Below are 6,511 nucleotides of genomic sequence, written 5' to 3' on the forward strand. Positions count from 1 at the left end.
CACACCGCACACCGCACACCGCACACCGCACACCGCACACCGCACACCGCACACCGCACACCGCACACCGCACACCGGTGGAACGCCGTGCGCATCGTCGTCTCCCTGCGGCATCCGCTACGCGGTGGCCGGTTGCCAGTGATGCGTGGCCTGCACGTGCGCGAGCCCGCCCGGTGACGTCGCATGCGTGCCGGCCGGCATCCGGAACGCGGAGACCGTTTCGGACAGTTCGTGGCCTTGCGCCTCGAGCGACTTCGAGGCGGCCGCGGCCTGCTCGACGAGCGCGGCGTTCTGCTGCGTCGTCTCGTCCATCTGCGTGATCGTCAGGTTCACCTGGTCGATGCCGCGGCTCTGCTCGGCCGACGCGGCCGCGATCTCGCCCATGATGTCCGTCACGCGCGCGACGGCCTGCGTGACGTCCGACATCGTCTTGCCGGCTTCGCCGGCGAGCGCCGAGCCGTCGCGGATCGTCTGCACCGACGCGGAGATCAGTTCCTTGATCTCCTTCGCCGCCGTCGACGAGCGCTGCGCGAGACTGCGCACCTCGCTCGCGACGACCGCGAAGCCGCGGCCCTGTTCGCCCGCCCGCGCCGCTTCGACGGCCGCGTTCAGCGCGAGGATGTTGGTCTGGAAGGCGATGCCTTCGATGATGCCGGTGATGTCGGCGATCTTCGACGAGCGGTGGCCGATTTCCGTCATCGTGTCGACCACGCGGCCGACCACCGAGCTGCCGCGATGCGCGACATCCGACGCGTTCGCGGCGAGCGCGCTCGCCTGTTGCGCGTTCTCCGCGTTCAGCCGCACCGTCGACGTGAATTCCTCCATCGTCGCGGCGGTCTCCTGCAGCGACGCGGCCTGTTCCTCGGTGCGCTGGCTCAGATCGAGGTTGCCGGACGCGATCTCGCTCACCGCATGCGCGATGCTGTTCGACGAATCGCGCACACGGCCGACGATGCCGATCAGCCGCTCGTTCATCGTTCGCAGCGCTTCGAGCAGATCGCGCGTCTCGTCGTTGCCGCTCACGTCGATGCGGCTGCCGAGATCGCCGTTCGCGACCGTGCGTGCAACGTCCACGGCCGCGCCGATCGGTACCGTGATCTTGCGCGTCAACCACAGGCCGCCGCAGACCGCGATCGCGACGGCACCGAGGCAGATGCCGGCCAGCAGGTTGCGCTCCATCGCATAGCGATCCGCGAATTGTTGGGCGATCGCGAGTTCGCGTTCATGCGTATAGGTCGCGTACGCGTCGGTCGCGCGCACCAGCTGCGCGAGCAGTGGCCGGCAGTTGTCGTCGATGTCGGCGGTCGCCTCGTCTTTCTTGCCGGCCTGCGCGAGCCCGACGATGCGCAGCGCGACGGGCCCGTAGCTGGTTTCGATGCGCACGATGTCGGCCACCAGTTCGCGTGCGCGAACGGACGTGTCGGTCGCGTCCGCCATCATTGCCTTGAGCTTCGCGAGATGCTCCTGCACGTCCTTGTGCGCCTGGTTCACCTCGGCCAGTTCGAGCTCGAGGTCGGACGGCTTGGTCACGAGCACGAGGTTGCGCGCGGCGATCGCGCGCCGGTCGACGGCCGTGCGGATCTGCGCGGACAGGTTCGCCCGCGCGCTGATGCCGTTCATGTAGCGGGAAAACTCGGCGTTGGTATCGGATAGCGCCTTGAGTGCCATGCCCGACACGATCACGACGACCGCGGCGAGCAGGCCGAAGCCGCCAAGGAGTTTTATTTTGATACTCATTCTGGCGATTTTCACGTAGTGCCCCTGCGCGAGTGGTTGGCAAATTGAAATTATTGTTCGACCAGATGCGGGCTCGTGCCGGCATTAACGGGTGTGGCTGATGATTCTTTACCCGTAGAAAACCCTGATATTAGTTTTTTTAGCGCTGAAAGCCTTGTCGGCTGGAGGTTCTCGATTTCGATCAAAAACCGCTGGAGCGCCCGTGATTCAAAGGTTTATACGTGGAATTTGAAACCGGTTTTATTGGGTGAAACGGTGCCGGTGTCTATGCGAATAATTGTCTGATGAATTTGTTTGATTTTATGGGTGAATAAATAAATTTCTCGCGGCTTAGAGTCGCTAACACAAGTCATCAATGAAGCGGGAGCAGATGACGGCAGCGGCAAGGGAAAGCAACGCGACATGAATGTCGAGACGACGCTCGAATCGAATGCGCAGCTTGCTGAAACCGGCAATCCAGGCATGCGTGCGCTCGACTATCCAGCGATGCCGTCGGCGCTTTTCCTTGTTTTCCACACCGCGACGAGCGATACGAGCCGTGATGGCACGTTGCTTCAGGTGACGCCGACCGCGAGCAAAGTCGTAGCCGTGGTCGGCATGCGTTTGCCAGGGCGTTGCGAGGCTCGCCATTCAGGCCCGACACTGCGGGACTCGCATCGCGCGTGGATTCGAATGCCATCGAATCATGCCGGTGGGCACCCGTGACCGTGGCGGCCAGCGGAATGCCTCGGGCATCTACGACGATGTGTCGTTTCGACCCGAGCTTGCCCCGGTCCGTCGGGTTGGGGCTGGTTTGCGCGCCCCTGGGCTGGGAACGCTGGCGCCATCGATGCTCGCCCGCTCCCAATCAATTTGGTCATGCTCACGCAGCCGGCGCAACAGAGCCAGATCACGGTGGCAGACGGGATCGATCCATGGTTCAACATGGCGTCGTGCCGCATCGCTCGAGGCGCTGGCGGGCGCGGGTAGCATGCTCGCGGCCATCGCTTCCGGCGTTCTGCGCGACATCCGTCAGGCAAAGTCGGGGGCGAAGGTGTCGATGAAAGCAGCGGTCGCGGTCGTTCGCGTCGGCGATACGGTGAAACGTCTCGCTGCATTGCAGCAAGCGCGGGACGATCTGTGCGACGCGAGGCACATCGGCGAACTCGTCAAGGCAGTGTCGGAGCCACCATGCGTTGACGTGACGCTTGGCTGAACCCACTCGGGCAACCACGCATCGCAGCGTGGACCGATAGGTCCGCGCCTGCCGGAAACCGTACGGTTGCGCGAATTCTGCAGATAAGTATGTGAGGGAATTTTCTTGGACATGCCGATATCCCCTCAATAACATGTCAACTGTATTGTTTTGCTGCGGCACTGCAGCAAGGCTCCAGCGAGCAATATTAACGAGCAGCAGTCCGATCGCACATAGTGCGAGTTGGACGCGCCATACATCATGACGAACCTGACCACCGATACCGGGAAGCAGCCACGGCGCTCGCAGCACGCGCGCAGCTCCGCCGCCCGTCACGCACTGATCAACGCGACGCTTGCGTGCCTCCGGGAGGTGGGCTACGCGAAGGCTTCCATCAGCGAAATCTGCCGGCGTTCGGGACTGTCGCGCGGCGCGCTGCTTCATCATTTTCCTCACAAGAACGAGTTGCTCGTGGCGTCCTACGTCACGTGGATCGGCACGAAAATCGGCATGCTCGAACGGCGTATCGCGGCCGGCGCGAGTGTACGCGACGAGGTGACCATATGGCGCGCGCAGATGCGTGAAACCTTCCCGACGTCGCTGGAGTTCTATTGGGCGTTGCAAAGCGATACGGATCTGCGGGAGCGATTCAACGAGGCGCTGCTGTCGCACCCGATCGGCGACGACGAGAGCGGTCACCCGATTGATACGTGCGTCGACAAATCACCCAAGCCGTCTCTCATGCGCTATGTGATCGTGTGCTTCATTCGTGGCTTGTGTCTGCAGGAGTTTTTCGTTCGGGATCCGTCGATTCCCGATCAGGCTTTCGAGCATTTCATCGAGATTCTGAACGCGTACATCGAGCGGCCGATTCCGGCTCGCGCCTGACACGGGGAAGTTTCGGTTCGGCTTTGGTGCTCTTTGGACTCTCCATATTATATCGGATTACTAATTATGAAGGCGGGACTTCTCCATTTGGGTGTGCTTCCAGCCATGCTGGTCGGTGCGGGGTTGTTGACGGCAGGCCACGTGTACGCCGCCGACGAAAACAGTGCGAACGATGACGCGTCGTCGGCTACGTCGACGAAAAATTCAGCGGGCAAGCAGACTGCAACGCCAACCGCAAAGTCGATCGACACAGTACGCAGCCTTTCCACCGTGACGGTGCAGGGTTCGCGCCGACAGGCGCCTAAGGTGTCGAGCGGCGCGCTCGGCACGCGTTCGGATCTGGAAACGCCATTTTCCACACGCGTGGTCACGCAACAGGATCTCGAAGACCGTCAGGTGAAGTCGCTCGGCAAGGTGTTCGCCGAGGACGCGGCGGTGCTGTCGTTAGGCGATACGTATTCATTCAACGCGTATTCGATCAATGTTCGCGGCATGGCGCTCGACGATTTCAACGGCTACAAGATCAACGGCCTGCCGTTCTATATGACGACCGTCGAACTGCCCGTCGAGTCGTTCGAATCGATTCAGTTGCTCAAAGGCGCATCCGGTTTCATGTATGGCTTCGGTGCGCCGGGCGGCATCATCAACTTCGTGACGAAGAAGCCGACCGATACGTTCACGTTCAGTGCAGATGTCGGCTATAGCTCCGACGGCGTAGCGAGCGAACACATCGACACGGGTGGCCGCTTTGGCCCGCAGAGCATGTTCGGCTATCGCTTCAACATCACGCACGAGCAGGGCGATACGTACAACGGCGCGCATGTGCTGCGCAATTCGGAGTCGCTGTCGCTCGATGCGCGCCTGACGCAGTCGCTCACGTGGACGTTCGACGGTCTTTATCAGTCGCGCAAGGTGGACGGCGGCATTCAGGACATCACGCTCGGCGATTTCACTGGTGCGAGCGTGCCGCGCGCGCCGAGCGGACGCACGAATCTTTCCGCTTATGGCGATACGTTCTTCAATTCGAACGTCTATTTCCTGAGCAGCGGCTTGCATTGGCAGATCGATCCGGTGTGGAAAGCGAGCATCGACTACAGCCATAGCAAGGACGAACGGAGCTACTCGGGGCAATGGCTCAATCTGCTCAATCCGCAGGGCGATTTCGATACGATCCTGAACCGAGCTCGCGGCTCGTCGATCTACGATATCGTGCAGGCGACGCTCGAAGGCAAATTCTCGACGGGGCCGATCGATCATCAGGTCGTGCTCGGCGCGTCGGAACAGTGGCTCTCGAAGAAGACCGTGCCGAAGGCACTGTACACGGATATCGGCTCGAACAACCTTTACAACCCGATCACGCCGCTAACGTGGAACGGCACGTTCGACTACGGCCAGCAGTACAACAATTTCAATTCGCAGCAGAAGTCGCTGTTTGCAAGCGACACGCTGAGCTTCCTGAAATACTGGTCGATTCTCGCAGGCGTTCGCTACACGAGCTATCGCCAGACGTCGTATACCGCGCCCGGCACGGCCGGCAGCACCTATACGAAGACGCCGATCACACCCACACTCGCGCTGATGTATCGTCCGCGCAGCGACCTGATGTTTTACGCGAGCTACGTCGAGGCGCTCGAGGACGGCGGCACGGCGGGGTCAAGCTACGCGAACGCCGACCAGGTGCTCGACCCGATCAAGAGCAAGCAATACGAAGTGGGCGTGAAGTATGACGCCCAGCACTATGGCGCGTCCGCCGCGCTGTTCCGCATCGAGCGCGGCGCGCAATACGGCAATGCGCAGAACGTGTACGTATCGAACGGCAAGGTGCGCATCACTGGCCTCGAACTGAACGGTCGCGTCGATCTGCCAGCGGGTTTCCGTGTCGCGGCGAGCACCGCGTGGGAAGCGGGCACGTATAACGAGACCGAAGCGGATCTCGTCGGCAATCGCGTCGAGGGCATTCCGCGCTGGCAGGCCACGTTGCAGGTGAGCGACCGCATTCCGGGCCTGCAAGGTCTGACCGCGAACGTCGAGGCGCATTACTACGGCAGCATGAAAGCCGATGCGAACAATCAGTTTGTGCTGCCGAGCTACACGCTGTTCAATGCAGGCCTCAGCTATCGCACGACGATCGGCGGCCATGGTGTGACGCTGCGCGCCGAAGTCGACAACATCTTCAATCGCCATTACTGGGGCTTCCTGCAGTCCGATTACCTCTTTGTCGGCGCGCCGCGCACGCTCGCGCTCAACGCGAGGTTCGACCTGTGAGCGCCGCATCGCTGACTGTCGAAGATTCCGCGCTTTCGCAGCGGCGGCGCGCGGCGTGGCGGGCGGTCGTCGCCGGGGCCAGGCATGGTGTGCCCGCTGAGTCGCGGCATGAGCGTGCCCGCGCCGATGCATCGTTCGACGCGCGTGACGGCGGTCCTGTGACCGCTCGTCAGGCCGTGGGCGGCGCGCTCGTCGTCGGCGTGTTGCATGCGGCGCTGATCGCGGCGTGGCTGCATGCGCGGCCCGCGTCGCACGAACCGGTCGTCACGCCGCCCATCGCGTTGCAGATGACGGCCGCACCGCAACCGCTGCCGCAAGCGCCTGCACCCAAGCCGGTGACACCGCCGAAGCCGTTGCCTCAGGCGCGGCATGCACCGCAGCCGCGCCACGTGCCGCCCCCCGCGCCAGCGCCGTCGGCATCCGTACCGCCGCCCGCTGCGCGGCCCT

Annotated in this window: 4 protein-coding genes and 2 pseudogenes; 4 read left to right on the forward strand and 2 right to left on the reverse strand. The window is 62.7% G+C overall.

What is annotated here, in order from left to right; genetic code table 11:
• Nucleotides 1-117: 117 nt before the first annotated feature.
• Both BDO18943_RS41985 and BDO18943_RS41990 read right to left on the reverse strand, forming a co-directional pair.
• On the reverse strand, nt 118-1,737 hold the full coding sequence (locus BDO18943_RS41985; protein ID WP_175026677.1) for a methyl-accepting chemotaxis protein: 1,620 nt from the start codon (nt 1,735-1,737) through the stop codon (nt 118-120).
• Between the two features lie 339 nt (nt 1,738-2,076).
• Nucleotides 2,077-2,625: pseudogene (locus tag BDO18943_RS41990) on the reverse strand (IS5 family transposase); the annotation flags it as partial.
• A gap of 82 nt (nt 2,626-2,707) precedes the next feature.
• On the opposite strand from BDO18943_RS41990, the gene BDO18943_RS41995 reads away from it, so the two are divergent.
• The 4 genes and pseudogenes from BDO18943_RS41995 to BDO18943_RS42010 form a co-directional block, all read left to right on the forward strand.
• Nucleotides 2,708-2,932, forward strand: coding sequence for a hypothetical protein (locus BDO18943_RS41995; RefSeq protein ID WP_175026678.1), 225 nt, complete (start codon nt 2,708-2,710; stop codon nt 2,930-2,932).
• Between the two features lie 240 nt (nt 2,933-3,172).
• Entirely contained in the window at nt 3,173-3,799 is a 627-nt protein-coding gene (locus tag BDO18943_RS42000) for a TetR/AcrR family transcriptional regulator (protein ID WP_175026679.1), read from the forward strand.
• A gap of 306 nt (nt 3,800-4,105) precedes the next feature.
• The gene (locus BDO18943_RS42005; RefSeq protein WP_235996338.1) at nt 4,106-6,064 is read left to right on the forward strand and encodes a TonB-dependent siderophore receptor; all 1,959 of its coding nucleotides are present in this window, start codon (nt 4,106-4,108) and stop codon (nt 6,062-6,064) included.
• Between the two features lie 158 nt (nt 6,065-6,222).
• Nucleotides 6,223-6,511: pseudogene (locus BDO18943_RS42010) on the forward strand (energy transducer TonB); the annotation flags it as partial.

It is taken from the genome of Burkholderia aenigmatica, from assembly GCF_902499175.1.
GTDB lineage: Bacteria > Pseudomonadota > Gammaproteobacteria > Burkholderiales > Burkholderiaceae > Burkholderia > Burkholderia aenigmatica.

Excerpts from the sequence above, each read along its gene's own strand:
- BDO18943_RS41985 (WP_175026677.1), bottom strand. The coding sequence starts at position 1,737 with ATGAGTATCAAAATAAAACTCCTTGGCGGCTTCGGCCTGCTCGCCGCG.
- BDO18943_RS41995 (WP_175026678.1), top strand. The coding sequence starts at position 2,708 with ATGCTCGCGGCCATCGCTTCCGGCGTTCTGCGCGACATCCGTCAGGCA.
- BDO18943_RS42000 (WP_175026679.1), top strand. The coding sequence starts at position 3,173 with ATGACGAACCTGACCACCGATACCGGGAAGCAGCCACGGCGCTCGCAG.